This window comes from Parageobacillus toebii NBRC 107807 (genome assembly GCF_003688615.2).
GTDB classification, from domain to species: Bacteria; Bacillota; Bacilli; order Bacillales; family Anoxybacillaceae; genus Parageobacillus_B; species Parageobacillus_B toebii.
Genome location: NZ_CP049703.1, coordinates 2073164 through 2099613, shown reverse-complemented (window position 1 = coordinate 2099613; position 26450 = coordinate 2073164). Strand labels below are relative to the sequence as shown.

General features: G+C 43.3%; 27 protein-coding genes and 3 pseudogenes. 7 read left to right on the top strand and 23 right to left on the bottom strand.

Translation table 11 applies throughout. From position 1 onward, the window contains the following. Positions 1 to 39: 39 nt before the first annotated feature. Positions 40 to 2766 carry an aconitate hydratase AcnA gene (gene acnA / locus DER53_RS10850; RefSeq protein WP_062677725.1) on the bottom strand — a complete coding sequence of 909 codons (2727 nt, stop codon included), beginning with the start codon at positions 2764 to 2766 and terminating at the stop codon, positions 40 to 42. A 224-nt stretch (positions 2767 to 2990) separates the two neighbouring features. Here acnA and sspO point away from each other — a divergent pair, with 224 nt between their 5' ends. Continuing rightward, entirely contained in the window at positions 2991 to 3140 is a 150-nt protein-coding gene (gene sspO, locus DER53_RS10845) for a small acid-soluble spore protein SspO (RefSeq protein WP_062677517.1), read from the top strand. An 81-nt stretch (positions 3141 to 3221) separates the two neighbouring features. Here the strand turns inward: sspO and DER53_RS10840 are convergent, their stop codons facing one another. Continuing rightward, complete coding sequence (locus tag DER53_RS10840) at positions 3222 to 3482, bottom strand: hypothetical protein (RefSeq protein WP_015863579.1); 261 nt, start codon at positions 3480 to 3482, stop codon at positions 3222 to 3224. 125 nt (positions 3483 to 3607) lie between these two features. Between DER53_RS10840 and DER53_RS10835 the strand changes: the two genes are divergently transcribed. Both DER53_RS10835 and DER53_RS10830 read left to right on the top strand, forming a co-directional pair. Further along, a complete protein-coding gene (locus DER53_RS10835; RefSeq protein ID WP_015863578.1) occupies positions 3608 to 3754 on the top strand; it encodes a small acid-soluble spore protein P in 147 nt (48 codons plus the stop codon). 92 nt (positions 3755 to 3846) lie between these two features. Then, a complete protein-coding gene (locus DER53_RS10830) occupies positions 3847 to 4233 on the top strand; it encodes an Hsp20/alpha crystallin family protein (protein WP_062753261.1) in 387 nt (128 codons plus the stop codon). 5 nt (positions 4234 to 4238) lie between these two features. Here the strand turns inward: DER53_RS10830 and DER53_RS10825 are convergent. The 3 genes and pseudogenes from DER53_RS10825 to DER53_RS10815 form a co-directional block, all read right to left on the bottom strand. After that, positions 4239 to 4562 (bottom strand): annotated as a pseudogene (locus tag DER53_RS10825) (RNA-guided endonuclease TnpB family protein); the annotation flags it as partial. A gap of 5 nt (positions 4563 to 4567) precedes the next feature. Continuing rightward, positions 4568 to 4963 (bottom strand): annotated as a pseudogene (gene tnpA, locus DER53_RS10820) (IS200/IS605 family transposase). A gap of 199 nt (positions 4964 to 5162) precedes the next feature. Beyond that, positions 5163 to 5831, bottom strand: a complete 669-nt coding sequence (locus DER53_RS10815) for a cell wall hydrolase (protein ID WP_082805408.1) — start codon at positions 5829 to 5831, stop codon at positions 5163 to 5165. A 261-nt stretch (positions 5832 to 6092) separates the two neighbouring features. On the opposite strand from DER53_RS10815, the gene DER53_RS10810 reads away from it, so the two are divergent. Continuing rightward, positions 6093 to 6527: a DUF2621 domain-containing protein gene (locus DER53_RS10810; protein ID WP_015863575.1), complete on the top strand. Its 435-nt coding sequence runs from the start codon at positions 6093 to 6095 to the stop codon at positions 6525 to 6527. Between the two features lie 50 nt (positions 6528 to 6577). On the opposite strand, the gene DER53_RS10805 is transcribed toward DER53_RS10810, so the two are convergent. The 3 genes and pseudogenes from DER53_RS10805 to DER53_RS10795 all read right to left on the bottom strand — a co-directional run bounded on the left by DER53_RS10805 (position 6578) and on the right by DER53_RS10795 (position 8234). Next, positions 6578 to 7066, bottom strand: a complete 489-nt coding sequence (locus tag DER53_RS10805) for a CcdC family protein (protein WP_373467268.1) — start codon at positions 7064 to 7066, stop codon at positions 6578 to 6580. 70 nt (positions 7067 to 7136) lie between these two features. Continuing rightward, on the bottom strand, positions 7137 to 7493 hold the full coding sequence (locus DER53_RS10800; RefSeq protein WP_062753265.1) for a response regulator: 357 nt from the start codon (positions 7491 to 7493) through the stop codon (positions 7137 to 7139). Positions 7494 to 7525: 32 nt separating this feature from the next. After that, positions 7526 to 8234, bottom strand: a pseudogene (locus DER53_RS10795) (cytochrome c biogenesis CcdA family protein). Positions 8235 to 8404: 170 nt separating this feature from the next. Here DER53_RS10795 and DER53_RS10790 point away from each other — a divergent pair. Beyond that, the gene (locus DER53_RS10790) at positions 8405 to 8581 is read left to right on the top strand and encodes an aspartyl-phosphate phosphatase Spo0E family protein (protein ID WP_015863571.1); all 177 of its coding nucleotides are present in this window, start codon (positions 8405 to 8407) and stop codon (positions 8579 to 8581) included. A 16-nt stretch (positions 8582 to 8597) separates the two neighbouring features. Here DER53_RS10790 and DER53_RS10785 read toward each other — a convergent pair whose 3' ends face one another. The 8 genes from DER53_RS10785 to yneA all read right to left on the bottom strand — a co-directional run bounded on the left by DER53_RS10785 (position 8598) and on the right by yneA (position 16687). Then, a complete protein-coding gene (locus DER53_RS10785) occupies positions 8598 to 10382 on the bottom strand; it encodes an ABC transporter ATP-binding protein (protein WP_062753267.1) in 1785 nt (594 codons plus the stop codon). Further along, positions 10364 to 12133, bottom strand: coding sequence for an ABC transporter transmembrane domain-containing protein (locus DER53_RS10780; protein ID WP_062753268.1), 1770 nt, complete (start codon positions 12131 to 12133; stop codon positions 10364 to 10366). Before DER53_RS10780 ends, DER53_RS10785 begins: the two co-directional genes overlap by 19 nt. 113 nt (positions 12134 to 12246) lie before the next feature. Beyond that, a complete protein-coding gene (locus DER53_RS10775; RefSeq protein WP_015863568.1) occupies positions 12247 to 12459 on the bottom strand; it encodes a YneF family protein in 213 nt (70 codons plus the stop codon). A gap of 87 nt (positions 12460 to 12546) precedes the next feature. After that, complete coding sequence (gene sirA, locus DER53_RS10770) at positions 12547 to 12984, bottom strand: sporulation inhibitor of replication protein SirA (protein WP_015863567.1); 438 nt, start codon at positions 12982 to 12984, stop codon at positions 12547 to 12549. Positions 12985 to 13140: 156 nt separating this feature from the next. Then, complete coding sequence (gene tkt / locus DER53_RS10765) at positions 13141 to 15147, bottom strand: transketolase (protein WP_062677511.1); 2007 nt, start codon at positions 15145 to 15147, stop codon at positions 13141 to 13143. Positions 15148 to 15272: 125 nt separating this feature from the next. Continuing rightward, complete coding sequence (locus tag DER53_RS10760) at positions 15273 to 15503, bottom strand: DUF896 domain-containing protein (protein WP_015863564.1); 231 nt, start codon at positions 15501 to 15503, stop codon at positions 15273 to 15275. Between the two features lie 206 nt (positions 15504 to 15709). Next, on the bottom strand, positions 15710 to 16363 hold the full coding sequence (locus DER53_RS10755; RefSeq protein ID WP_062753270.1) for a YneB family resolvase-like protein: 654 nt from the start codon (positions 16361 to 16363) through the stop codon (positions 15710 to 15712). An 18-nt stretch (positions 16364 to 16381) separates the two neighbouring features. Then, positions 16382 to 16687: a cell division suppressor protein YneA gene (gene yneA / locus DER53_RS10750; protein ID WP_062753271.1), complete on the bottom strand. Its 306-nt coding sequence runs from the start codon at positions 16685 to 16687 to the stop codon at positions 16382 to 16384. 152 nt (positions 16688 to 16839) lie between these two features. Here yneA and lexA point away from each other — a divergent pair, with 152 nt between their 5' ends. Then, positions 16840 to 17463 (top strand): transcriptional repressor LexA, encoded by a 624-nt coding sequence (gene lexA, locus DER53_RS10745; protein WP_062753273.1) that lies wholly within the window; start codon positions 16840 to 16842, stop codon positions 17461 to 17463. 53 nt (positions 17464 to 17516) lie between these two features. Here lexA and glnA read toward each other — a convergent pair whose 3' ends face one another. From glnA to hflX, 4 genes are all read right to left on the bottom strand, one after another. Further along, the gene (gene glnA, locus DER53_RS10740) at positions 17517 to 18851 is read right to left on the bottom strand and encodes a type I glutamate--ammonia ligase (protein ID WP_062753275.1); all 1335 of its coding nucleotides are present in this window, start codon (positions 18849 to 18851) and stop codon (positions 17517 to 17519) included. A gap of 44 nt (positions 18852 to 18895) precedes the next feature. Continuing rightward, entirely contained in the window at positions 18896 to 19309 is a 414-nt protein-coding gene (locus tag DER53_RS10735) for a MerR family transcriptional regulator (RefSeq protein WP_062753276.1), read from the bottom strand. Positions 19310 to 19383: 74 nt separating this feature from the next. Next, positions 19384 to 20652 carry a methionine gamma-lyase family protein gene (locus tag DER53_RS10730; RefSeq protein WP_062753278.1) on the bottom strand — a complete coding sequence of 423 codons (1269 nt, stop codon included), beginning with the start codon at positions 20650 to 20652 and terminating at the stop codon, positions 19384 to 19386. Positions 20653 to 20668: 16 nt separating this feature from the next. Then, positions 20669 to 21916: a GTPase HflX gene (gene hflX, locus DER53_RS10725; protein WP_062753280.1), complete on the bottom strand. Its 1248-nt coding sequence runs from the start codon at positions 21914 to 21916 to the stop codon at positions 20669 to 20671. Between the two features lie 181 nt (positions 21917 to 22097). Between hflX and DER53_RS10720 the strand changes: the two genes are divergently transcribed. After that, on the top strand, positions 22098 to 22718 hold the full coding sequence (locus tag DER53_RS10720) for a trimeric intracellular cation channel family protein (protein ID WP_062753282.1): 621 nt from the start codon (positions 22098 to 22100) through the stop codon (positions 22716 to 22718). A gap of 33 nt (positions 22719 to 22751) precedes the next feature. Here the strand turns inward: DER53_RS10720 and DER53_RS10715 are convergent, their stop codons facing one another. Genes DER53_RS10715 through DER53_RS10705 form a run of 3 tightly spaced genes read right to left on the bottom strand, consistent with a single transcriptional unit; the run spans position 22752 to position 26445 of the window. Then, entirely contained in the window at positions 22752 to 23900 is a 1149-nt protein-coding gene (locus tag DER53_RS10715; RefSeq protein WP_062753284.1) for a thiolase family protein, read from the bottom strand. 18 nt (positions 23901 to 23918) lie between these two features. After that, positions 23919 to 24770, bottom strand: coding sequence for a 3-hydroxyacyl-CoA dehydrogenase family protein (locus DER53_RS10710; protein WP_062753286.1), 852 nt, complete (start codon positions 24768 to 24770; stop codon positions 23919 to 23921). A 55-nt stretch (positions 24771 to 24825) separates the two neighbouring features. Continuing rightward, positions 24826 to 26445 (bottom strand): long-chain fatty acid--CoA ligase, encoded by a 1620-nt coding sequence (locus tag DER53_RS10705; protein WP_062753287.1) that lies wholly within the window; start codon positions 26443 to 26445, stop codon positions 24826 to 24828. Between the last annotated feature and the right edge of the window lie 5 nt (positions 26446 to 26450).

The window sequence follows — 26450 nt, the reverse complement described above, 5'->3', positions numbered from 1 at the left end:
AAAGCAGGCTCTTGGCAAGTAAGAGCCTGCTTCGTTATTTTATTTTACTTTTTTTGTTTTTGCGAGTTTTTCACGCAACACCATCGGTAAAATTCCGCCATGGCGATAGTAGTCGATTTCGACTTCACTATCAAAGCGAACGATTACTTCGAATTCTTTTGTTTCTCCTGTATCTGGATTTGTTGCCGTTACTTTGATCAAATCACGCGGTTTGACGTTTTCGTCAATATGCACTTCGAACACTTCTTTGCCCGTTAAACCTAGCGTTTCTGCGTTTTCCCCTTCTTTGAATTGAAGCGGCAATACGCCCATCAATACAAGGTTCGAACGGTGAATGCGCTCGAAGCTTTCCGCGATGACTGTCTTAATGCCAAGCAAGAATGTTCCTTTTGCTGCCCAGTCACGGGAGCTTCCCATTCCGTAATCTTTGCCGGCAATAACGACAAGCCCTGTGCCGTCTTGTTTGTATTTCATGCAAGCATCATAAATCGTCATGACTTCGCCTGTCGGCCAGTAAGTCGTATAACCGCCTTCTGTGCCAGGAGCAATTTGGTTGCGAATGCGAATGTTCGCAAACGTACCGCGCATCATGACTTCATGGTTGCCACGGCGAGATCCGTAAGAGTTGAAATCTTTTGGTTCGACACCTTTAGAGATGAGATATTGGCCAGCTGGCGTGTTTTTACCGATCGCTCCGGCCGGCGAAATATGGTCGGTTGTGACAGAATCGCCGAATTTTCCGATGACGCGCAAGCCTTTAAGCGGTTCGACTTTGCGAACATCCGGAGATAATCCTTCAAAGAACGGCGGATTTTGAATGTAAGTCGAGTTTTCATCCCATTGATAAAGCGGTTCGTCTGTCGTTTCGATTTCATTCCAACGCGGATTTCCGTCGAACACGCGCTCATATTCTTTGCGGAACAATTCCGGTACGACCGTTTGCTTAACGATTTCTTTAACTTCTTCCGTCGAAGGCCAAATGTCGTTAAAGTAAACGTCATTGCCGTCTTTATCTTTGCCGATCGGATCTTTTAACAAGTCAATGTCTACCGTACCTGCTAGCGCATATGCGACAACAAGCGGCGGCGATGCCAAGTAGTTGCCTTTGACTAGCGGATGAATGCGGCCTTCAAAGTTACGGTTACCGGAAAGTACGCTTGTCACAAGCAAGTCGTTTTCCGCAATCGCTTTTTCAAGCTCTGGCGCAAGCGGTCCGGAGTTGCCAATACATGTCGTGCATCCGTAACCGACGATATTAAAGCCGATTTTTTCAAGGTATGGAAGCAATCCGGAATCCCGCAAGTAACCAGTTACGACTTTCGAACCTGGCGCAAGCGATGTTTTTACATATTTCGGAACTTGCAATCCTTTTTCCACCGCTTTTTTCGCTACTAAACCAGCAGCGATTAATACGTACGGGTTCGACGTATTCGTACAGCTTGTAATCGCTGCAATCACAACGGCGCCTGTTTTCATTTTTACTTCTTCGCCGTTTAACGTTACCGTAATTTCTTTATTGAGATCCGCTTCTGTTAAACCGAAGCCTTGGTTTCCTTGCGGAGCTTTTACCGCTTCACGGAACGCTTCTTTCATTTTCGAAAGCGGAATCAAGTCTTGCGGACGTTTCGGTCCAGAAAGATTTGCTTCGATTTCGGATAGGTTAATTTCTACAACATCCGTAAATATTGGCTCTGGAGCATCCGGTGTGTAGAATAAACCGTTCGCTTTGCAGTATGCTTCAACCACTTGTACATGGTGCTCATCGCGGCCCGTTAAGCGCAAATAATCAAGCGCTTCCGCATCGACTGGGAAGAAACCGCATGTTGCACCGTATTCTGGCGCCATGTTTGCAATGGTTGCACGGTCTGCAAGCGGCAATGTTGCCACACCTGGTCCGAAGAATTCAACGAATTTGCCGACAACACCTTTTTTACGAAGCACTTGCGTTACTTTTAAAGCAAGGTCTGTTGCTGTTGTGCCATTTGGCAATTTTCCAGTCAAACGGACACCGATTACTTCTGGTACAGGGAAGTATGAAGGCTGTCCGAGCATGCCAGCTTCTGCTTCAATTCCGCCGACACCCCAACCGAGAACGCCAAGGCCGTTAATCATCGTTGTATGGGAGTCCGTACCGACTAGAGTGTCTGGAAACGCTACGTATTCTCCATTTTCCTCTTCCACAGTATGAACGACATTAGCCAAGTATTCTAAGTTTACTTGATGGACAATTCCGGTTGCTGGCGGAACAGCCCGATAATTGTTAAATGCTTTCTGCGCCCATTTTAAAAATTTATAACGCTCTGCGTTGCGCTGGAACTCTAAGTTCATGTTGTATTCAAGCGCATCGTCCGTTCCGGCCCTGTCAACTTGCACAGAGTGGTCAATAACGAGATCAACCGGAATTTCCGGATTAATTTCATATGGATCTCCGCCCATATCCGCCATCGCTTTACGCATCGATGCTAAGTCAACAACTGCTGGTACACCCGTAAAGTCTTGCAAAATGACGCGCGACGGCTTAAATGGGACATCGATGTCTTTCATCTCCGGTGTTCCCCATTTTGCAAGGTTTTCGACGTGCTCTTTTGTGATCACACGTCCGTCTACTTGTCGAAGTACCGATTCTAGCAATACTTTAATTGAATACGGTAAACGGGAGATGTTACCGATCCCAGCTTCTTCAAGTGCTTGTAAACGGTAATAATTATATTTTTTACCGTTCACTTCAAATGAAGAACGTGCGTTGAAAACGTCTTGTTTTGCCATATGTATTACCCCCTCAATTCAATACTATACTATTTTTTCGAAGCAAAGTCGAAAAAATAGCATGAATTCTCCCAACTCCCGTAAAATTGGTACGCTTTTATCTTATTATAAGGAGGAAAAGTTGTAAATAGAATTTCGAAGGTTTCGTCATATTAATCAACTTCTTGCATGAAAAAAGAATAAGCTTCTTGATCAGTCGCAAACTAGTAGTGGAGGTGAACAAAATGGCAAAGCGGAAAGCGAACCATGTTATCCCTGGAATGAACGCGGCAAGTGCTCAAGGAAAAGGTGCCGGCTACAACGAAGAATTTTCTAATGAACCGCTGACAGAAGCACAACGCCAAAACAACAAAAAAAGAAAAAAGAATCAATAACGATACGTCCGTTTCGTCATCCTGGACTACCGTAAATTTTTGTACAAATAAAAAAGGGAATGTCCTGTCGCGACATTCCCTTTATTGAATTTCATTCACTTCATCGACAATCGCTTGCAAATCGTTGCGAAACTTTTCCAATTGAACGCGCTGTTTTTCTGAAGCTACTTCCATCGCATTATTAATTTGTTCAAACGCTTCGTTTACTTCTTTCTTTAAATGACTTAATTGATGGCCATAATCGGCTTGGTCGCGCACTAAATGATCATACCATTCCTTCGCTTCCATCGTTCCTTTTTGTGCCGCTTGAAATGCTTCCTGCTTATTTTTATGATAAGCCATCGTTACTTCCTCCTTTTATAAATACGGCCATGCATTTATTATCTTTTCAAACATGCCATAAATTATACCGCGAATAAATGAAAGACAATGATGCATGCTAATGAACAAAAGGAGGATAACCAAACATGACAAATAAAAATACAAGCACAGATATGCGAAAAAACGCTCCAAAAGGAGACAATCCGGGGCAGCCAGAGCCGCTAAGCGGATCCAAAAAGGTTAAAAACCGCAACCATACGCGGCAAAAACATAATTCCAGCCATGATATGTAATTAACTATTTTCCGCTCCCACCGCGAACATTTCCCGCGATCATGCATACGATAAACAACAGTGATACTACGAATGCGGGGGGAGCTATCCAAGTGCACAAAAATCAAAAGGAAGAGCAAAGCGAACTGCGGCAATGGCTGGAATTGTTATGCAACGACCCTTATGCATCCATATTAGATGAAACAATTTTTCACGTCGATGTGTTGGAGACGGCAGAAGACTATATTATCGAGGCCGAGCTTTCGCATTGTCAAAAAGAAAACATTGTCGTACTATGCGAAAACCATTCGCTGACGATTCAAATACAGAAAAATGGGGTAACGGAAAAACAGCGGAATATTTTACTGCCATTCTCGCTTCTGGACAAAAATATTTCCGCCCATTTTTCACCGCCAATTTTAGAAGTTCGGATTAGTAAAGTTGCTCTACAAAACCATTCACCTCAAAATCATATCACAGTAATAGATATAAATGAGTAGGCTCTTGATTGGACAGGATTTTTCTTGCTTTTGAAACGCGGAAGGCCATTCAGTTTCTTAAAAAAGCGTTTAAATGCGTCGTCTAGATGTTTCAATGCATTTTGCAACGCTGTAGAATCCACTTCTTTTAACCAATCAAGCTCCTTTTTTAGCTGGGTCAGCTGTTTTGCGCAAACATTATAGGTTAAACCTTTCCCTGTTTGCCCGTAGGTTTCGTTCCACTTTTCTAAAAAGTGATTAAAAACAAAACGACAGCAACCAAACGTCTTGTTAATTAATATTTCTTGCTCTTTTGTAGGATAGATCCGAAACTTAAATGCTTTGTGCATAAGATTCACTTCCCATTTCTTGTTGGTTGAGACTCAATATATTGTTTTACTACATCCAGGGACACTGTCCCAACGGTTGCTACAAAGTAAGAGTTTGTCCATAGGGATGGTAAGCGTGATTTTAAATGTGGGAACTCTTGACGCAGTATTCGGGACGTATATCCTTTTAAATGCTTAACCACTCTGTGAATACCAAACTGTGGATCGCATTGGATCAATAGATGTACATGATCCGGCATGATTTCCATTTCTGCAATTTCTGCTTGTAGTTCTTTTGCTTTTGATTGGAACAGTTCTTTTCATCGTTCGCTTACTGGAGGAATAAGTATTTTCTTACGATACTTCGGACAGAACACAACATGATGCTTGCAGTCATACACAATATTCAGATTATTTTCAATTTACCTAATATTTCTCGCCTAATGAAATTCTAATACAAAATGTTAGATATGATCAATATATTTAACAAAGCAGATGAAAAAATGTCGGACTTGCGAGAGGGTTAACACCCTCCCTAGTCCGACACTCGCTCTCATCCCCGTAGTTGAAGCTAGGGTTTTCTCGCTTGCTTTTTATAATATCATTAGGGAATATCCCCATTTATTTTGCAAATACATGATTTCCGATACGAATCGTTACCGGTCTTGATAACATCCATTTATCTTTCGTAATTTTAGGGTTATAGAAGTACAGCGAACCGCGGCGGTCGTTCGGGAATAGCGATAGTGCTTGATCGACCGCAGCATAATCTTGTTTCGTCGGCTGAATGCGCGTTAGTTTTCCTGTTTTTACAGGAACAAACGCATAACCCGATTTTGTTTTTTGGTAAATGACACCTTTAATGCTCTTTGGAAAAGCAGGATGTTTCACGCGATTTAAAATAACGAGCGCAACTTCCACTTTCCCGGCAAATGGCTCGCTAAAACCGGTTTCCGCATGGACAAGCTGTGCCATTAGGTTTCGTTCTTCTGCACAAATAGAAAATTTCGGCTTTTGGGAAGCAGGTTTCTCTGCTTGCTTCGCCGCTTGAGTTTTTACAAGCTGCGGCACTTTGATTGTTTCGCCGACAATAAGAACATCGCTTTTTCGATGATTTAATGATTTTAACGCAGAAGTGGTTGTTTTATATGTTTTCGCAATCTTGTAAAGCGAGTCGCCTTTCTTCACCTTATAGTATGTATAAGTTGTTGCCGCATCTGTTGAATAAGAGGTAAAGCCGACGACCATACAGCAAACTACCGCGAATGTTGCAAGAGTTTTTTTCATCATTATTCTATCCTCCTCATAGTTGCCTTTTGGTTTGTCGTCTGCTTGTAATAGATTAGCATGTTTATAGATACATATCACTGGTTTCTATTTCCATTTGACTGCTATAACAATAGTCCAGCTATTGACACATAAAGGATTGCGGCATTTCTTTACATTTGCATTACATTTTCGTAACAATGTGATAAAAACATGCTTATCTTGCCAAAAACCGCTTTTTTCGCAATAATGGTTGATAGATTGGAATTCGTTGAGGTGGGAATGATGCTAAAAGGTTGGTTTCTTTGGTTTATATTGTTTTGGAGCGTTTTTTTGCTTGTCACCATGTCGATCGGTGGTTTTTTTATGTTTCGCAAATTTTTAAAACGGCTGCCAAAAGAAGATGGGAAATCGGAACTAGATTGGCAGGAATATTATATTGAGCAGACACGGCATTTATGGGGAGAAGAAGAAAAGGCGCTTTTAGAGGAATTAGTAAAACCGGTTCCTGAATTGTTTCGCGATGTCGCTCGGCAAAAAATTGCTGGAAAAATCGGGGAACTCGCGCTTCAAGAAAACGCTTCTCGAATTACAAAAGATTTAATTATTCGCGGTTACATTATAGCAACCCCAAAACGCGACCATAAATTTTTAATAAAAACATTAAAAGAAAAACAAATTAATATCGCTCCTTATGAACATTTGCTGCAAAGCAAATAAGCTGATTGCAAGAAAAAAGCGGGACGCATCTCCCGCTTTTTTCTCTTATTTTATGTTATTAAAATGGGCGGTTGGTGTTTTAAACGCCGTTCTAATTTTTTATACGTAATATACATTGCAACACGCCACGGCACAATCATTGAAAAAGCAAGCAAATAAAACATCCCGCTTAATTGGCGATAGTCAATGGTTCTTCCTAAGTATGTTTTTAAGCCAAGACGAATGACAATCAAACCGACTAAAATGAAGATAAACGCTTTCGAACGCTTTAAGTAAATTTTTCCATTTATGATTTCAAATTTCGACGTTTTAATTAAGAAGATGGAAAAAAATGCTCCTAAAACAACCGCCTCAATCAGTTCTCCTTTCGTTACGCGAAATACTGGGTCGATAAACATCAAAGCCCCTGTGCTCATAAATATTGGAGGTAAAATAATTTTTTTGGCGTTTGTCGGTTTATTCGATGCTTTCATCCTCACAAACAAAACGAGCAATGCCATGAATACTGCAACGATCGAACTTACGATAGCCAAACACATCATCCTCTTCATTCAAGTGTATGATAATGTATTATAACAAAAAGCAACAAATCTTGCATATGCATATTGCTTATAATAAACACTCCACCGCTTCGATCACGCGGCTTTCTTCAAACGGCTTCACAATAAAATCAGCCGCTCCTGCTTCGATCGCCTCTACAACCATGCGCCGCTGCCCCATTGCTGAACACATAATAATTTTCGCATTTGCATCTTCTTGTTTGATCGCACGCACAGCTTCGATCCCATTCATCACAGGCATCGTAATATCCATCATGACGATATCCGGTTTTAATCTCTGATACAGTTCCACTGCCTCTTTCCCGTTTTCCGCTTCTCCAATAATTTCATGGTTCGCTTTTTTCAAAATGGTGGATAACGTCATTCTCATAAATTTTGCATCATCAACAATGAGAATTTTTGCCATGACTCCTTTACTCCCCTTAATAACAAACTAATTTAAAAGCCGGTGAATCCTCCAAAAATACTTGTCGTATACGTAATAATTTTTGTCATCCAGTCAAAAAACAGAACAACACCCATTGCAATCATCACATAACCGCCGATTTTCATCATTTTTTCACTGTGGCGACGGATCCATTGCAGCTTTCCGATAAAAAACGAAAGAATAAAAAACGGAACGGCAAACCCCAACGAATAAGCAAGCATATATAGCATTCCAGAACTTGGGTTTGTCGCCGCCAGTGCAATGACCGACACCAAAATCGGGCCAGTGCACGGAGTCCAACCAGCCGCAAAAGCCATGCCAATGATGATCGAGCCGATGTAGCCAGAAGGCCGCTCTTGAAACGAAAAAACGACGATCTTTCATTAAAAAAGCCGGGTTCCATATTCCGACAATCACAAGGCCAAAAATAATAATGAGAAGCGCACCGATTTGCCGTATAAAATCTTGGTATTCACTAAACCATTTCCCAATAAGCGACGTTCCGAATCCAATCGAAATGAATATAAGAGAAAAACCGAGCAAGAAAAATAATGTATGCAATAAACTTCGCCGCTGCATCAACGCGTTCTCCGTCTTCAGCTCACTCACCGATATGCCGGTGATATACGATAAAAACGCCGGGTATAAAGGCAGACAACACGGAGAAATAAACGATAAAAAGCCGGCACCAAATGCTAAAAATAGATTGACATCGGCCATTTTTTTCAACTCCTACTTGATTTTTTATTTTTATTGTAGCAAAAATATCATTATTAGTAACCTATGAACAACCATGCTTTTTTCTTTTTCAATTTTGCTCTTTTGAATTTATTGGTAAAATAGTATACAATACACCTGTAAAAATTTTAAAAGAAAGGACTTGTTCCTCTGTGCCGAACAAAGACATTTTAATTTTAATTGAAAAAAAGCGGATGGAATTGATTGAAGCAGTCGCAAAAAATGGATTGAACTCAACCGTGACGATTCAAGTGAGCCGGGAGCTTGATTCACTTTTAAACACGTATAACAAACAAAACTATAAGCAAAAAAGCGCTCCTCGTCCATAGCGTGAGAAGCGCTTTTTTACGCATATTCTTCGACATCTATTAGTCCGTTTTGCAATAAATACATTTTATAATATAACCCTTTTTGTGCTAGCAACTCTTGATGTGTTCCCCTCTCCACAATTTCCCCGCGATGAAGGACGAGAATTTGGTCAGCATCTTGAATCGTGGAAAGACGGTGGGCAATCGCAATCGTCGTTCGACCTTTCCGCATTTTTGCGAGCGCTTCTTGGATCGCTTCTTCTGTTTCTGTATCGATATTGGCAGTCGCTTCATCCAATACGAGTATTTTTGGATTTGCCGCAATGGTTCGGGCAAACGAAATTAACTGCCGCTGCCCACTAGAAAAAGTAGATCCTCTTTCTACTACTTTGTGATCGTATTTGTCCGGAAGTTTTTCAATAAATGAGTCCGCCTGCACGAAACGAGCAGCGCTTTTCACCTGTTCATCCGTTAAAGATTGGTTGTACATGCGAATGTTGTCTTTAATGGTTCCATAAAACAAAAATGGATCTTGTAGAACGAGGCCGATATTTTTACGGAGCTCTTCCTTCGTGTAATCGCGAATCGATACACCATCAATGAGAATATCACCGCGGTCAAATTCGTAAAACCGCATTAACAAATTAATAATCGAGCTTTTTCCGCTGCCGGTATGACCAACAAGCGCAACGGTCTCACCTGGTTTGGCGGCAAACGAAATATGCTTGAGCACATCCCGTTTTCCGTCATACGAAAAACTAACATCGCGAAACTCAATCTTACCTTCTGTAATCGATGCTTTCGATTTTTCCGCGTTCTTCGGCGCCAACTCTTCATGATCAAGAAGCGCAAATACGCGTGAAGCGGAAACGATTGCCTGCTGATATAGGGAAAGACGCATCATCATTTGCGTCACTGGTTCAAAAAAACGCTCCAAATAGTTGACAAACGCATACAACACCCCGATCTCCACCGGGCTTTCCATCGCGGAAATTCCAAAAAAGCTAAGAACAACCATAATCGATACGATGTAAACGAAATCGATCGCAGGACGCAATAACAAACCGTCGATTTTAATATTTTTCATGCCTGCGGCGTAATGTTTGTCGTTAATTTGCGAGAATTCTTCGCGAAGCCGTTTTTGCTGGCGAAACACTTGAATAACTGCCATCCCTTGCAACGATTCGTTTAGTTTCGCATTTAATTCGCTGAGACGTTCACGCATGTCTTTATAAAAAATCGAGCTGTAATGACGATACAATTTCATAATCCAAATAATAACCGGCAAGATAAATAAACAATATACGGCTAGTTGTACGTTTAACGCAAACATCGCAATAAATACGCCAATCACAAATACGCCATTTTGAATAAAAGCGGCAAGTACACTAACAAACATGTCTTTGATCGCTTCCGTATCGTTCGTCACGCGTGACACAATGCTTCCGCCTGGCGTCTGATCAAAATAGCGCATCCCGAGCTCGTGCACTTTCGTAAACACGTCCATCCTTAGCGCCTGGATAACCTTTAACGCCAGTTCTTGAAATTTAACGAGTTGAAAGTAGGAAATGATCGTTTTAAGGAGCAAAACACCGATATATGCTGCCGAAAGCCAAAATAGTGGCTCAAAATCAAGGCGCTGCGGTGTTAAATAATCGTCGATAAATATTTTCACTAAATACGGTCCGATGAGTTCTCCGGCCGTTGCCAGCACAAGCAATATAAAGGCAAGCATGGTATCTTGTTTGTATAATTTCATGTACGATAACAATCTCCATAAAACTTGCCGTTGTTCTTTTGGTGTTAACGATTTATTTTCCATACTTGCCCTCCCTGTTCCACTAATGACTCAAGCTGCTGCCGTTCATACATATTGCGGTACCAGCCGCCTTCTCTCATTAGTTCTTCGTGTGTTCCCATTTGCGCGATGCACCCTTCTTCTAACACAAGAATTAAATCAGCGTGCTGAATCGCGCTAAGCCGATGTGCGGTAATAATCGTCGTTTTTCCACCGCGATTTTCTTTTAAAGCTGTCAAAATCCGCTCTTCCGTTTTAGCATCCACCGCTGATAACGAATCATCTAAAATAAGCACTTCCGGATTTAAAAGTAAAGCACGAGCGATCGAAATGCGCTGCTTTTGTCCGCCGGAAAGCGAAACTCCTCTTTCCCCAACAATTGTTTCATAGCCGTCGGCAAACTGTTCGATATCCTCGTGAATATTCGCTAATTTTGCCGCTTTTATCACATCTTCTTCACTCGCTTCCGGGCAGGCAAACGCAATATTTTCCCGCACCGTAGCAGAAAACAAAAAATGGTCTTGCGGTACATAGCCAATCGACGAACGAAGCGCATGTAATGTATATTCGCTAATTTCGTGATCTCCGAAACGAATTTCCCCATCGTATTGATCAAACTCGCGAATCAATAGCTTAAGCAGCGTCGTCTTTCCTGCCCCGGTCTTTCCGACGATGCCAAGCGTCTGACCACGCCGTAAGTGAAAGCGAATATTCCGTAAAACAGGTTTTTCTTCATTCGGATACGTAAATTGTTGAATATCGTAAACAATATCCCCTGTTGGAGGGGCAGCAATCGCATTTTCCGCCTCTTGAATTTCCTCTTTCTCGTCAAGCAGCGCTCGGACACGGTCATACGATGCCCGCCCGCGCTCGACAATGTTAAACAGCCAACCAAACGCCAACATCGGCCAAATTAACAAACCGAGATACGTCGTAAACGATACGAGCTTGCCGATGGTTAATTCACCGGCAAGGACCATTTTTGCGCCGAACGTAACGGCTAAGAAAAACGAAATGCCAACGATCAATGAAATCGTCGGGTCAAATAGAGCATCGATTCTCGCAACCGCCATGTTTTTCGAAACGACATCTTCCGACTGCTTGCGAAATGATTCAATGTCGTCTTGCTCATAGCCAAACGCTTTGATTACACGAATTCCACTTATGCTTTCTTGTACTTTATCGTTTAAGGAAGAAAATGCTTCCTGCGCCTTTAAAAACCGCTGATGCAGAAGCGTGCCATAGCGGCTTGTCGCAATCGCCATAATCGGCATCGGCAATAAGCTAATGATCGTTAATTTCCAACTTATCGTAAATGCCATCGTCGCCAGCACGAAACTGCCTAACGCCAATGAATCGACAAGCGTCAATATCCCGATTCCAGCTGTTTGTTGAATTGCTTGTAAATCGTTTGTCGCATGTGCCATTAAATCACCGATACGTTTCCGTTGGTAAAAAGACGGCGACATTTTCGTAAAATGGGCATACAGCTCATTGCGAAGCTGCCGCGATAACTTCACAGCCGAACCAAAAATTAAAATGCGCCACCAATAACGCAATACATATAGGACGATGGCAACAACAAGCAAAGTAACCATCCAGCGAATGAGAATTGCTTTTGTAATCGTTCCTTCTTTTATATGATCAATCATAATTCCGATGACTTTCGGCGGAATCGTTTCGAAAAAAGCAACGATCAAAAGTACAATAATTCCTGTTATATATGCTTTTTTCTCCTGACGAAAAAACCAAAATAAATCACGAAATACCGTCATCGAACCTCTCCCATCGTCACGTAAAATGCGTTATATTATTGTAGCAAAAATAAAAAAATTTTGGAAGTTTATTTAAAATAAAAAGACACTCCGTTCCGAGTGCCTGTCCGTGTTTATTTTAGCTGATTGTTCATCATTTTCATCATTTGATTAATTTTTTTCTGGGATGGTGTCATCCCCATTTGCATCATCATCATCCGAATCATTTGTTCATTAATTGGCGGGTTTTTCTTTAAATAGTTCATCATCGTTTTACGGGCAATGAAAAATCCTAGCGCTGTTCCTGCAATAAGCGCTAGAACACCAACGAGAATCGTTGTCCACATACTATTACTTCCTCCTTCATGTTGTCTATCTAACAGTGTACTAAACCATGTGGTATTATACAATATTTCCTTACAAAAATCTTTTATTTACGCAAATTTTCTTCCGTCCATCAACGGAGTCAGCCAACCATAGTCGTCAAAATCGGCGCCGACCGCTAAAAAAGAAGGGGAAATTTGCGCAAGCGCGCGGCAAATGTCGTCAGCGATCGATGAACTGTCGGTGACGAGAAGCAGGCGGCGCTTTTGCACGATAAGCAGCGCTTCATCCCCGATTTCATTTTTCAATATAAACATATTTCGCTCTAAATTTTTGCCGACGCTGCCGGCAAAATATTGTTTCAATCCTAATTCCAATCGGGAAAACGATAACCGTTCGGTAATAAATTCGACTTGTTTTCGGCAAATGCTTTTCAACGGCGCTTTCGCGCATTGATGCTCACGCAATAGCCCGACAATCTTTTCCGTACGATCGCGATAATAGCTTGCCACTTCCTCATTTAGCAAATAAATCCAATAGCGTACCATTTCCCATCCCCCGTTCCTTCTATTCGTTTATTTCTATTATAAGAAAACAAAAGGGAAAAATATGTCTATTAACGGAAAATTTTTTTGCTAACATTGTCGATTTTTCACATAACAAAAGCTGTCTTCACCAAAAAAGGCGAAGACAGCTTTTTCTTGTTATTTGCCAAGCAATGCTTTTACTCGTTTGACCACATTTTCTACTGTAAATCCGTACTCTTCCATGATTTTTTCTCCTGGTGCGGAAGCTCCGAAGCGGTCGATCGCTAAAATATCGCCTTCATCACCGACATAACGCTCCCAGCCGAGCGAAGCTGCCATTTCAATCGCTAAACGTTTTTTCACTGTACGCGGAAGCACTTGTTGTTTATACTCATCCGGTTGTTTTTCAAAACGATCCCATGATGGCATGCTGATGACAGAAACGTGAATGCCTTCTTCCGCTAATGCTTGTTGTGCTTTCACCGCAAGGCTTACCTCAGATCCAGACGCAAGCAATAATGCTTCTGGATTGCCGTTTTTCGCCTCAGATAGGACATAAGCACCTTTTTTCACGCCCTCGTATGCCCGTTCTGCCGTATTCGGCAATGTCGGGACATTTTGCCGCGTTAACACTAATGCGGTCGGTTGATCGGTTGACTCTACGGCTAAACGCCATGCAGCCGCCGTTTCATTCGCATCAGCCGGGCGAATGACTGATAAATTCGGCATCGCGCGCAACGATGGCAAATGCTCAATTGGCTCATGCGTCGGCCCGTCTTCGCCAACAGCGATGCTGTCATGCGTAAGAACGTACGTCACTGGCAAGCCCATTAATGCAGCGAGACGGATGGCAGGACGCAAATAATCAGAGAAAACAAAGAACGTACCGCCGAATACTTTTAGACCGCCATGTAATGCCATTCCGTTCATTGCTGCGCCCATCGCAAATTCACGCACGCCAAACCAAATGTTTCGCCCTTCATAGCTTTCTGGAGTAAAGTTTCCGGCGCCTTTAATTAATGTTTTATTGGAACTTGCAAGGTCGGCTGAACCGCCGATCAATTGCGGAACCGCTTTAGCAATTGCGTTTAGCACTTCTCCAGAAGATGCGCGTGTTGCCAGGCTTTTTCCTTCTTCATATACCGGAAGAGCTTTTTCCCATCCTTCTGGAAGTTCTCCGTTCATCGCTAATTTCAATTGTTTCGCCAAATCCGGATACGCTTTTTCGTATTGGGCAAATAGTTCATTCCATTCCGCTTCTTTTTTCTCTCCCGCTTCTTTTACTACTTGACGGAAGTGATCATATACTTCTTGCGGAACGTAAAAATCTTCTTCAAATGTCCATTTATACGCTTCTTTCGTAAGTTTTAACTCTTCCGCCCCAAGCGGAGCGCCGTGTACGTTAGATGTTCCGGCTTTATTTGGCGAACCGTAGCCAATGGTCGTTTTCACTTCAATCAATGTCGGACGAGTCGTGTCCGCTTTCGCTTCTTCAATGGCTTTAGCGATTTCCTCAATATTATTTCCATCTTCTACGCGCAAATATTGCCAGCCGTACGCTTTAAAGCGCTGTTCTACATTTTCAGAAAAGGAAAGGTTTAATTCTCCGTCAAGCGAAATATCGTTCGAGTCATAAAGAACGATAAGGCGGCCGAGTTTTAAATGTCCAGCTAATGACGCTGCTTCAGAGGCAACCCCTTCCATTAAGTCGCCATCGCCGCAAATCGCATATGTGTAGTGGTTTATAATTTCAAAATTTTCTCGGTTATATGTAGCTGCTAAATGGCGCTCTGCCATTGCCATACCAACGGCCATCGCAATCCCCTGACCAAGCGGACCAGTCGTTGCTTCTACCCCTGGTGTATGGCCATATTCTGGATGTCCTGGCGTTTTGCTGCCCCATTGGCGGAATTGTTTAATATCTTCCATGGAAACATCGTAACCGCTTAAATGAAGCAAGCTGTATAACAGCATCGATCCATGCCCTGCGGATAACACGAATCTGTCGCGGTTAAACCATTTCGGATTGCTTGGATTGTGATTCATAAATTTCGTCCAAAGTGTATATGCCATCGGTGCCGCTCCCATCGGCATTCCTGGATGACCGGATTTCGCTTTCTCGATGGCATCAATCGACAATGTTCGAATCGTCGTAATCGCTAATTCTTCGATTGTATGCGTCATGTTTTTCATCCTTTCATCAACGTAGTATCAATTCTATCATATAGAAAATGAAAGGAAATGTACAACTTATTTCTTTAGTTTATAAAAGAAAGCATCTTTATGTTTAAGATGCTTTCTTTTGCCTTTTAATGCAACCGGCTTTTTTGACTTTCTTTTAATTTTTTTGGTGTCACATCATTGCCATTGGGATCGATAACCGTTACGGAATGCAACATATCCTCCATCGCTTTGCGAAACACTTGGATGTATTCGCGGCGAAGCTGCTGCTGTTCAAGCGCTTCTTCCTTTGTTAAACCGGATGATTTCGCCTTTTTGGCCAACTCGTTAATTCGTGCCATTTTTTGCTTTGATAACATGTTTGCCTCCACCTATTATTGTATTGTTACGCTCTCATCTTATAGGACATAAATAGAAATCGCAACTATCTTGCTTCATCGCACGCTTGGGCATATTGCGACAAGACGTTTAAAATCCATGAATGCAAAAAGATCCGCCGCAAACGAAGAACGGATGCATCTTTATATAAAAAAGCAACGAAAAAGATTGTTTATTAACGATGCTTTCATATGGACGATGAATGAGAATCCACATATTCTCGATAGCGGCGGTGAACGGTCGCTTTCGAAACATCGTAACCAAACCCGCGCAATGTCGCAGCAATTTCCGCAAACGTCAAACCGTTATGGCGCAGGCGGACGATTTCTTCAACAGGGAGATCGATTCGCTCCCTCCCAGCATTTTCGCCAATGTGCTTTAAATTTTGCTCAGGCCGGTACCCCTGCTCAATCGCCCGCCTCATTCCGCGCTTAATTTTTAAATTATGTATTTTCCGCTGATACTCTTCGACGATGCTAAGAATGTTTAATACCATCGAATCCGCCTCTGATAGCTGCATTTCACCGTTATGGGTGATCGTATATATTTTTACTCCCTCTTTTTGAATGCAGTGGAGAAGTGCGATTCTTGCATGGCCGCGTCCCAATCTTGTTTCATCTTGAATAAGAAGCGCATCAATCCGCTGCTCTTTCAATGTGGAAAGCAAGTCAAACACACCGTCTCTGTCTACTTCATAGCCGCTTGCTTGTTCCATAATGACTTTCACTACTTCAAAGCCGTGCTTTTCTGCAAGAAGCTCCAGTTCTTCTCTTTGGCGTTCCAGCGATGTCTCCTGCTCTCCTTTATCTGTGCTGACACGACAGTAAATAACCGCTTTCACTTTAACCACTCCATGATTTTATTTGCTGACGACTAACGATTTGTCTTCTTTTGATTTTAACACAGGAATAACGATTTTTTCACCGGCGACAATTCGCTGGCTTGACAAATGATTGACATCGATCACCCAGTTAATAAATTCCGTTGTCGAAAGTTGATGTTGTCCTTCATATTCCTTTGCCAGCTTCCATAGCGTGTCTCCCGATGCGACCGTAATTTCCATATATTTGTCTTTTTCGAGCGGTTTATTCGCGTATAAAAATGCCCCAATTACCATCAATAAGAGCGCCGAAAAAATAATATAATGCACAAACATGCGTTTCATGTTATCCCACCCCTTAAGAATGTTTGTTCGGTTTTATCCTCATTATAATGAAGAACATTTGTTTGTGTCAATATAAATTTCGAACTTATGTTTGTTTTTTTAATGCCTGCATGCTATAATGTAAACAAATGATGTGGTAAGAGGTGTGTAGGATGACGAAACTATCAAAGCGGCAACAGCAAATTTTGGATTTTATTAAAAAAGAAGTAAAAACAAAGGGCTACCCTCCTTCTGTCCGCGAAATCGGCGAGGCAGTCGGACTTGCTTCCAGCTCCACCGTACACGGGCATTTAGCACGTCTCGAAAGCAAAGGATATATTCGCCGCGATCCAACAAAGCCGCGAGCCATTGAAATTTTGGATGCAGATTTTTCTGCTTCCAATCAAACAGACGATGTCATCTCCGTGCCGATCATCGGCAAAGTGACGGCCGGTCAGCCGATTACAGCCATTGAAAACATTGAAGATTATTTTCCGCTGCCGAAACGGCTCGTTTCATCGGGAGATCACGTTTTTATGCTTGAAGTGATGGGAGACAGCATGATTGAAGCAGGTATTTTAGATGGAGATTATGTGATTGTGCGCCAACAGCAATCCGCGGATAACGGAGATATCGTTGTAGCAATGACGGAAGACAATGAGGCAACGGTAAAGCGGTTTTTTAAAGAGAAAGATCATATTCGCCTGCAGCCGGAAAACTCTAATTTAGAACCAATTATCGTCCGCGATTGCACGATTCTCGGCAAAGTAATCGGCGTCTATCGCGTCATTCACTAAACATTTATACAAACAAAGGCTATCTCGCTTCATGCGAGATAGCCTTTTGCCTTTTAATAGAGTTCCATATATTGATCGCGTTCCCATTGATGAACAGCAGTTCGGAACATATCCCATTCGATTTCTTTCGCTTCGACGAAATGTTCGAATAAATGTTTTCCGAGCGCTTGAACGATTACTTCATCCGATTTTAAGTTTTCGAGCGCTTCCGCCAATGTCGCTGGCAAGTCAACAATTCCTTCTTCTAGGCGTTCTTCTTTTGTCATCACGTAAATGTTGCGGTCCACTGGAGCCGGAGGAGTTAATTTGTTTTTAATTCCGTCTAGTCCAGCTGCTAACAATACCGCCATTGCCAAATAAGGGTTGGCCGATGGATCCACGCTGCGCACCTCAATGCGCGTGCTCATTCCCCGTGAAGCTGGAATACGGATCAGCGGGCTGCGGTTGCGAGCGGACCATGCAACATAACACGGCGCTTCATATCCAGGAACAAGACGTTTGTATGAGTTCACCGTTGGATTTGTCACTGCCGTAAAGTTTGGCGCATGTTTCAGCACACCAGCAATAAATTGACGCGCCGTATCGCTTAATTGCAAGTCGCCATTTGGATCGAAAAACGCGTTTTCATTATTTCTAAATAAAGATAAATTGCAGTGCATTCCAGAACCGTTAATGCCGAAGATCGGTTTTGGCATAAATGTTGCGTGAAGACCGTGTTTGCGTGCAATGGTTTTGACAACAAGCTTAAATGTTTGAATGTCGTCACACGCTTTTACCGCATCTGCGTATTTAAAGTCAATTTCGTGCTGGCCAGGCGCCACTTCATGGTGCGAAGCTTCAATTTCAAATCCCATTTCTTCTAATTCGAGAACGATATCACGACGGCAGTTTTCTCCTAAGTCGGTTGGCGCCAAGTCAAAATAACCGCCTTGGTCGTTCAATTCAAGGGTAGGACGCCCATTTTCATCGAGTTTAAACAGGAAGAATTCTGGTTCTGCACCTAGATTGAAAGCGGTAAATCCAAGCGCTTCCATCTCTTTTAACATCCGCTTTAAGTTATAGCGCGGACACCCTTCAAACGGAGTACCATCAGCCTTATAGATGTCACAAATAAAGCGGGCTACTTTTCCTTTTCCCGCCGTCCATGGGAAAATAACGAACGTATCTAAATCAGGATATAAGTACATATCCGATTCTTCGATACGGACAAATCCTTCGATCGAAGAACCGTCGAACATCATTTTATTGTCTAGCGCTTTTTCTAGCTGGCTGATTGGAATTTCCACGTTTTTGACGGTGCCAAGAATATCGGTAAATTGCAGACGGATATACTTGACGTTTTCTTCTTTGACGATGCGCATAATATCTTCTCTTGTGTACTTTGCCATTTCTAAACTCCTCCCCGGCTCCCAATTTTTATGACGAACGACTATTAATGAAAGAAGCGAGCGAGATCTCCTTGGCGTAGTGATGCACGATGAAACCGGCCTGCTTGCATGAGTTCCGTTCGCAAAATTTCACGCAATTCCTCATCGGATAATCTTTGGTTCACCATTTTTTCCATTTTTTCCACTTTTTCTGTTTGTTCTTTATTCTTATCCGATTGTCGCGCTGCAAAAATTTGCTTGATGCCAGCCAAGTTTACTCCTTGATCAATCAGGTCTTTAATTTCAAGAAGGCGATCGATATCGTTTAGTGAAAATAAACGGCGATTCCCTTCTGTACGCGCTGGAGAAACAAGGCCATGCTCCTCGTAATAACGGATTTGACGAGCAGACAATTCTGTTAATTGCATCACTATCCCAATCGGAAACAATGGCATGGAACGACGAATGTTGCTATTCATGCCAATTCCTCCTCGCTTATGATAATTTATTTTACATCACGTTAGAATATATGTCAATGAAATGTTAGATTTCCTTACAAAGAAAGTAATTGTTTTTCCATTAACTGATCAATCGCCGTACAAATAGCGATTTTCACATGAGAGTACGTTAATCCTCCTTGTACATAAGCAACATATGGAGGCCGAATCGGACCGTCCGCAGTTAATTCAATGCTCGCTCCTTGAATAAACGTTCCTGCCGCCATAATGACGTCGTCTTCATAGCCGGGCATATAGCTTGGGTACGGAGTAAAATGTGCGTTTACCGGAGAGGAAAATTGTATCGCTTGGCAAAACGCGATCATTTGTTCCGGATCCTCAAATTGTACTGACTGAACTAAATCCGTCCGCTTCGCATCCCAAGACGGCTGCGTGTTTAAACCAATTCGCTCAAGCATCGCCGCTGTAAAAACCGCTCCTTTTAACGCTTGGCCAACGATATGAGGAGCTAAGAAAAACCCTTGATACATTTCATGTAAGCTATATAAAGTCGGACCCGCTTCGGCGCCGATGCCCGGAGAGGTCATGCGATACGAGCATGCCTGCACATATTCTTTTTTTCCAACGATATAGCCTCCCGTTTTCGCAATTCCTCCGCCGGGATTTTTAATCAACGATCCCGCCATTAAGTCTGCACCGACGTGGCATGGTTCTTTTTCTTCGACAAATTCGCCATAACAATTGTCAACGAAGACAACGACATCCGGCTTGATCGCTTTTACAAACGAGATCATTTCGCTTATTTCTTCAATCGTAAATGATGGCCGCGTAGCATATCCTCTCGAACGCTGAATGCCGATCATTTTTGTCCGCTCATTAATCACGTTTTTGACGGCATCAAAGTCAACGCGGCCTTCTGTTGTCAGCGGCACGCTTTGATAATGAATATGAAATTCCTTTAATGAGCCGACACCGCTGCCGCGAATGCCAACAATTTCTTCTAACGTATCATATGGGTTTCCGGTAATATAAAGCAGCTCATCACCTGGCCTGAGAATGCCGAATAAAGCAATGGAAATCGCATGTGTTCCTGAAATAATTTGCGGACGGACAATCCCCGCTTCAGCTCCGAATACGTCCGCATATATTTGTTCGAGCGTATCGCGGCCGATGTCATCATATCCATACCCTGTTGATGGAATGAAATGGCTGTCACTCACTTTATGACGCCGAAAACTTTCTAATACCCGATATTGATTGATATCGATCCGTTCATCAATTTCTTTGTGGATTGGTGCAATTTGTGCTTCGATTTCTTTCACAAGTGCAGCGATTTTTTCTCCATGTCGTAACTGTGTGAACATATGATGACCCTTTCTATTATTGATATTGTTGCAATTGTCCATATAACGGATGTTTTGGCATTATATAGCCTTTACATTCATACATACCGCTTTTTTCATTATAATGCAACTCACGTAAAATCGTTTCCGCTTTTAACTGAGCAAGCAGTCTTCCCTCATTGCTCGGAATCGATACATGATAATGAACCATTTGCTTCATCATCGTCTCTTCAATAAATTGCCGCAGCCTGTGTAAATCGTGCGCGTCAAAAGCGCTGATGATGATTGCATCTGTTTTTGTACTTGGCACAAAGTTACGATGGGCAATATCCCGTTTGTTGTAGATGGTAACGATCGGAATGGCCGAGACGCCCAGCTCATCAAGCAATTCGTAAACCGTCTGTTCATGATTGTAATAATCTGGATTCGATGAATCAACAATGTGCAAAATTAAGTCTGCTTCTTTTACCTCCTCGAGCGTGGAACGAAACGCCGCTACTAACGTTGTCGGCAAATCTTGAATAAAGCCGACCGTATCCGTTAAGAGCGCGGTATAGCCGCTTGGAAGTGTTATTTTTCTCGTCAGCGGGTCGAGGGTGGCAAACAATAAATTTTCTTCGAATGAATCCGCATCAGTCAAGCGATTAAACAGCGTCGATTTTCCCGCGTTCGTATAACCGACAAGGGAAATTTGAAAAACGCGATTTTTTTTGCGGCGTTCCCGGTATCGCTCGCGATGCTCGGCAACCATTTTCAATTGTGTTTTAATTTCATTGATGCGCCGATAAATGTGCCGGCGGTCCGTTTCTAACTTTGTTTCCCCCGGCCCTCTTGTTCCGATCCCGCCGCCAAGGCGAGACAACTCCGTTCCTTGTCCGCTTAAACGCGGCAATAAATATTGCAATTGCGCAAGCTCTACTTGCAGTTTTCCTTCTTTGGAACGTGCGCGTTGCGCGAATATATCTAAAATAAGCTGTGTCCGGTCAATAATGCGTACGGATAGCTGCCTTGACAAGTTGCGGTTTTGACTCGGTGATAATTCATCATTAAAAATAACGACATCTGTCTCTAATTGTTCGACAAGGTGAGCAAGTTCTTCTACTTTTCCTTTTCCGATATATGTCGCTGGATGGATCGCTTCCCGCTTTTGCGTAACGGTCATGATGACTTCGCCGTTTGCGGTATGCACTAGCGACGCTAATTCTTCCATGGAATAAAAAAACCGTTCATCATCGATATGGGGAAGTTGACATCCGACTAAAATCACTTTTTCACGTTCGTTCAATGCAGCACCTTCTTTCCATCAGCGTAACTCAACCTGCATCCATCATAACAAATCTTGCCGCAAATCGCTATTATAACGAGCATACAGCTTGTCATCATATCGAATGTAGTTTGAAGGATTGATTTTCCATTTATATCACCGTACAATGTTACCGTACAACGAGAATGAAAGGGATGCACGTATGACATGGGAAGTGTTAAGCATCATTGGCACGATTGCCTTTGCGATTAGCGGCGCGATTGTCGCGATGGAAGAAGAGTACGATTTGCTTGGCGTCTATATTCTTGGCATCGTTACCGCGTTTGGCGGCGGCGCCATTCGCAATTTGCTAATCGGTGTCCCGGTATCGGCGTTATGGGAGCAAGGAACGTTGTTTCTTATCGCGTTATTGGCCATGACCATTGTTTATTTATTTCCGCAAAAAACATTGACACATTGGAAACGATGGGGAAATTTTTTTGATGCGCTCGGCCTTTCGGCGTTTGCGATTCAAGGAGCGCTTTATGCTGTAAAAATGAATCATCCGTTAAGCGCGGTGATTGTTGCCGCGGTGCTCACAGGCAGCGGCGGCGGCATTGTCCGCGACATCCTTGCCGGCAGAAAACCGCTGGTGCTTCGCGCGGAGATTTACGCGGCATGGGCGATTGTCGCCGGCATAGCGGTCGGAACAAAACTTGCCTCCACCCCTGTCGAGCTTTATATATTGTTCGTTGTTGTCACGTTTTTAAGAATTTTATCGTACACGTATAATTGGAAACTTCCGCACCGTTCATTGCGGAATCAATCGATGGATCAGTCATGAAAAGAACCGGCGCATTCATAGCGCCGGTTTTTGTTACAATCGTTCGATAATCGTTGCCGTAGCCATCCCGTGACCGATGCAAATCGTCAGCAATCCATATTTGCCATTTCGCCGCTCGAGTTCGTAAACAAGCGATGTCATTAATTTCGCTCCGGTCGCTCCTAACGGGTGGCCGAGCGCGATGGCGCCGCCGTTTACGTTCACTTTGGAAAGCGGAGCGCCAATTTCTTTTTGCCACGCTAATACAACAGGGGCAAACGCTTCGTTAATTTCGATTAAGTCGATATCATCAATCGTTAACCCCGCTTTTTGAAGCACCTTTTTTGTTGCTGGAATAACGCCGTCAAGCATATATGTCGGATCGGAGCCGACGACTGTTTGCGCAATGATTTTCGCTTTTGGCGTAACGTCAAGCTTTCTTGCTGTTTCTCTTTCCATCAACAGCACCGCAGCTGCCCCGTCGCTCATTTGGCTCGCATTGCCTGCTGTAATTTTTCCATTTTCACGAAAGACAGGCTGCAGTGAAGCGAGCGCTTCTGGCGATGTATCCCGACGCGGCCCTTCATCTTTTGTTACCATTATGGCGTTCCCTTCTTTATCCAAACCTTCCACAGGCACGATTTCTTGATCAAATATTCCCTGTTCTTGCGCCCGAATCGCGCGTTGATGGCTTTCGTATGCATATGCGTCCAGCTGCTCGCGCGTCAGCCCGTACTTTTCGGCGATTAATTCCGCGGAAATGCCTTGATGAACAAATTCATATTTTTCATGCAGCGACGGCGGAATCGTTTTTTCGTTTCCATCGCTTAAAATCGGCACCTTCGTCATGCTTTCGACGCCGGCAGCAATCGTAATATCCATATCGCCAGAGCGAATTTCTTGGGCAGCAAAATGAATTGCCTGCTGCCCTGACCCGCACATCCGATTGATTTGCACGGCTGGCACTTCGATTGGAAATCCCGCCTCCAGCGCAGCAAGCCGCCCAATATTGTATCCTTGCTCTGCAATGGGCGTGACACATCCCATCACAATATCTTCGACAAGCCGTTTTTCGATTCCAGCTCTTTCTACGACTTCATTGAGCACCGTTGACGCTAAATGAACGGGATGTACGTTGCGGAACACGCCGTTTCGCTTGCCGACTGGCGTGCGCACGGCTTCGACAATGACAACTTCTCTCATCGCCTTTCCTCCTTTCGTCTATTCGTTGTACGTATAAAATCCTTTTCCTGTTTTTCTTCCTAAATGTCCTGCTTCCACCAGCTTGCGCAAAATTTGCGGCGCCCGGAAACGGTCTCCGTAAGCTTCGGTTAAATTTTCACTAACAAACAGCATTGTGTCTAATCCGACCATATCGGCTAGCTCCAACGGCCCCATCGGATAGTTCAATCCAAGACGAACCGCTTTATCAATATCCTCGGCGGATGCGACTCCTTCTTCATACATGCGGATGCACTCGATCATATGTGCGGCAATCGCTCTTGTCGTGACAAACCCTTGTCGGTCTTTGACAATAACCGTTTCTTTGCCGATTTCTTCGGACAACTGTTGAATAACTGCTACCGTCTCTTCGGATGTCGTTTCTCCTTTAACGATTTCAATCAGCTTCATAACAGGGGCTGGATTAAACCAATGCATGCCGATCACTTTATCCGGTCTTGTCGTCGCCGCGGCAATTGCTGTCACGCTTAATTCTGATGTGTTCGTTGCTAAGATGGCCTCCCGTTTCGTATAACGGTCTAACTTCTGAAATACGTCTTTCTTTAACGATAAATCTTCCGGCACCGCTTCAATGACGACATCCGCCCCCTCTACCACTTCTTGCAAATCAGTGCCAGTGCGAATGCGTTGCAACGTTTGCTGCGCATCTTGTTCGGTTAATTTTCCCGCTTTTACAAACCGGGACAAGCTTTTTTGAATCGAAGCAATCCCTTTCTCAAGGGCCGCTTCGGAAATATCGTATAAACGGACGCTTTTTTTCGCCATCGCTACCGACTGGGCAATGCCGCTTCCCATTAATCCAGCACCAACCACTGCAATCGTCTTTGCCATAACGTCTCCTCCATTCAAAGTTCAAGTCTATCGCTCGTTTATGGCACATCATTTGTTATTGAGAATTCTTACTAGAATAATAGTTTTGCAGCTCCTCACGCAGCTTCCGTTTTAAAAATTTTCCGACGCTCGTTTTTGGTATTTCTTTCATAAAGACAATGTCATCCGGCAGCCACCATTTTGTAAACTGCGGCCGCAAAAAGTCATAAAGCTCTTCTTTCGTCACCGTTTTTCCTTCTTTTAAAACGACACATGCAATCGGGCGTTCTTGCCATTTCGGATGCGGCACAGCGACAACCGCTGCTTCAAACACCGCTTCATGCGCCATTAACGCATTTTCTAAATCAACGGAAGAAATCCACTCTCCACCGCTTTTAATCACATCTTTCGTGCGGTCCACAATTTTGACAAACCCTTCTTCATCGACATTGACGACATCCCCTGTATGCAGCCATCCGTCACGGAACGCCTCTCTTGTCCGGTCGTCATTATAATATTCCGCCGCAATCCACGGACCGCGCAAACATAGCTCGCCCATTTCTTTTCCGTCCCAGCGCACCTCCCCGTCCTTGCCAATCACTTTCATTTCCAAACCCGGGACAAGAATTCCTTGTTTTGCGCGCAATTCTAATTGCTCCTCATAAGATAAGTCTTGCTGATAGCTTTTTAGACGCGATACTAGAACGAGCGGGCTTGTTTCTGTCATGCCATAGGCGTGGATAAACGGGATATTGTATTTTTCTTCAAACACGCGGATCACTCCTTTTGGCGCCGCCGAACCGCCGCATACGATCCGCGTTAAACTGCTTACATCATAGTTTCCTTTTTCTAATTCTTGCAACAAACCGAGCCAAATAGTCGGCACTCCCGCAGTCACGGTCACTTTTTCTGTTTCAATTAATTCTGCCAATACTTTCGGCGTAAATGCTGGTCCAGGCATAACTAATGTAGTACCAAACCATGTCGCTGCAAATGGAATGCCCCATGCATTGACATGGAACATCGGTACGACCGGCATCGCTACGTCTTTTTCCGATAATCCTAGTGTATCTGCTAATCCAAGCGCCATGCTGTGCAGTACCGTGCTGCGATGCGTATACACAACCCCTTTTGGATTTCCAGTTGTTGCTGATGTATAACACATTCCAGCCGGCTCGTATTCATCTAGATCTTTTTTAAACGGAAATTTCGGATCTCCTTGTTCCAATAATTTTTCATAATGGTAAACAGGAGAAAGCGTTGTTTCTGGAAGTTCCGCTTCATCCGTCATAATGATAAAAGCACGTACGTTTGGAATATTGTCTTTCACTGCTTCAATCGCTGGAAGCAAATCATCGTCGATTAACAATACACGGTCGTCAGCATGATTAATAATATAGGCAATATGCTGCGGCGACAGACGGATATTAATCGTATGCAGCACCGCGCCGATTCCTGGTATCGCAAAATACGCTTCCAAATGACGATGATGATTCCAGGCAAACGTCCCGACACGGTCGCCGACGGAAACACCCAAACTTGTCAATACGCTGGCAAGCCTTCTTGTCCGCTCACCGATTTCTTTATATGTATGGCGGACAATGCCACGTTTCATGCGGGAAACGACTTGTTTAGTCGGAAAGAACATTTCCGCTCTTTCTAACATTGTCGAAATGTTTAATGGCACATTCATCATCATTC